This is a genomic window from Winogradskyella rapida, assembly GCF_042675845.1.
Classification (GTDB): domain Bacteria; phylum Bacteroidota; class Bacteroidia; order Flavobacteriales; family Flavobacteriaceae; genus Winogradskyella; species Winogradskyella rapida.
On the sequence record NZ_JBHTKM010000026.1, the window covers coordinates 1 to 1,009 of the forward strand.

General features: G+C 30.6%; 1 protein-coding gene. It reads left to right on the forward strand.

The features are described 5' to 3' along the window. The first annotated feature begins 58 nt into the window (after positions 1–58). Entirely contained in the window at positions 59–871 is an 813-nt protein-coding gene (locus ACFQ13_RS05940; protein WP_386115152.1) for a hypothetical protein, read from the forward strand. The last annotated feature ends 138 nt before the right edge of the window (positions 872–1,009 follow it).

Sequence of the window (1,009 nt, forward strand, 5' to 3'; positions counted from 1 at the left end):
ACCACGCAACTAACCATACACAAACACGTTGTAAACAATTTAAAACCAAATATTACGAATGAAAAAATTAACAAAAACAGTAATAATTTTAATCGGAATTTTAATTGTGTCTTGTTCTTCGGATGACTCAAATGAACAAGAACCTGAATCATCTGGACTGCTGGAAAGAATGGAAATCCAGAATACTTCAACACCATATATTTATGAATTTAATTACAATGATAATAATACAATCAATGAAATCTATTTTTACAACTATTTTGCTGGAGACAGAAAGGATAAATTCTACTATAACAACCAAGGAAGCATTGAATATATAGAAAGCATTTTATTGAGTAATGACCAAGTTGTTCAAACTGTCAATTTTAACTACAACGCTTCGAATGAATTAATTAGTGAAATAAGAATTGACAATGAAAATAACAATGAAATCATTGAAAGAGGAGACTATTTCTATGAAAATGGAGCTTTTAGTTGCTTAAATCGTTGCTTTGATATTGAATGTAATTCTTTTCAGCAAATTTGTTATGAATTTGACGGAAATGGAAACTCGTATACAACAACTTATAGCGATGACAATGGACAAACACTAGTGCAAATAGACGTATCTGAATTTGACAATGGCAAATCTGCTTTCTTCGGTTCTAATCTGACTGAAATTAGGTATTTGACAAATCCTGCACTCGGATTTTTAATAGTTAATAAGAATCTTATAAGTAAAGAGGTTACAACATATTTTGCGACAGGCGGAATCCAATCTGAATTCCAATATGATTATACAACTGAATTTAATTCTTCTGACTTACCAACACAAATAACAATAAGCTCAAACCAATCAGCTGATAGTACTATTTTGTATGAATATTATTAAAAAACTGTTTACAACACCGTGTATAATTAATTGCTTTGTAAGTACTCATCTGGAATATTCCTGCGGAATTTTCACGGGTTCGTAAATGTTTGTTAACTTAGTCGCTTAACCACGCAACTAACCATACACAAACACGTT